The sequence below is a fragment of the Mesotoga sp. HF07.pep.5.2.highcov genome (assembly GCF_003666285.1).
Classification (GTDB): Bacteria; Thermotogota; Thermotogae; order Petrotogales; family Kosmotogaceae; genus Mesotoga; species Mesotoga prima.
This window is the reverse complement of record NZ_JFHJ01000171.1, coordinates 1-1062: the sequence shown is the minus strand read 5'-3', so window position 1 is coordinate 1062 and position 1062 is coordinate 1. Positions and strand designations below refer to the sequence as shown.

The following is a 1062-nucleotide window of genomic DNA, read 5'->3' as shown; positions in this document are numbered from 1 at the left end:
GGCTGGCTTCGCCAGGAGGGAGAACCCTTCTAGGAGCAGGACATTAGGTTGCAAGAACCAGCTCACTTTGTCATCCTGACGCGCTTCTAGTCAGGATCTGATCTTTGATCCTTTCGGTTGATGGGTCTTGTGCCCGACGAAGTCGGAACTGGCCTTTGCGAAGCAAAGACTGGCCGCACGAAGTGCGACTGGCCACCGAAGGTGAATGAACCATAGTGGTATGAATTGCTGCCTTCGGCAGGACGCTGTGCCGGGAAGATCATCCCGGGAAGTGATGCGCCGAAGATCATCGGCGGACGCAATGCCCGGAAAAGCATCCGGGGACGCATGGCTGGCTTCGCCAGGAGGAAAGATCCTTCGAGGGGCATTATGTTAGGCTGTGAGAACCAACTATTCTGTCATCCTGAAAAGCTCCTGTTCAGGATCTGACCTTTGATCCTTTCGGTGGACGGGTCCATGCTCTTGGACGGTCAACGGAGGACGTCACTTCCCAGCACTCAGCGGGTCTAATTGAACTCGTCAGTTTCCATTTTCGCTTTCCGACGAAGTCCTGACTCGCCACCGAAGGTTACTGGCTTCTCGATTTCTATTCCTCTCATCAGAAGATTAACAAACTCTCGAAGACGTTTCTTCCTGACAGATTTTTCGAAAGACGTGCGCTTATCACAGGATCTAGACTATTCTCTTGTCCCCGTGAAAAAGCACTAGAGATCGATCGGACTTAGCCTCGTCAACTAGAGCTTTGGTGAATCCAGATCTGCTGAAGATAGCGTACTCCTTCTCTTTGAATTCATCCCATCGTGGCAGATATGCCTTTTCACGCAATGCTGCAAAAATATCAGTGGTGACGGGCCTTTCACTCCACTTGACTTCTCCCAATAATATTCGTTTCTCTTCTCTGTTCATGCCCACCAGATCGATTTCGGCGTTTCTATCCCACCAGCGACCAATTTCGAAGTAGTTCGATCCGCTAATCCACATGACGGCACTGCGCGCTAAATCCTCATATGTGAGCGAGAAGAACTTGTTTTCGGTATCTTTCAGGATGCTCAACAGTCTTTC

At 50.4% G+C, this 1062-nt stretch carries 1 protein-coding gene; it reads right to left on the bottom strand.

Annotated features, from left to right (window positions below):
• Positions 1-672: 672 nt before the first annotated feature.
• The coding region (locus tag BG32_RS03335) for a DUF234 domain-containing protein (RefSeq protein WP_147434812.1) at positions 673-1062 on the bottom strand (390 nt) is incomplete at its 5' end.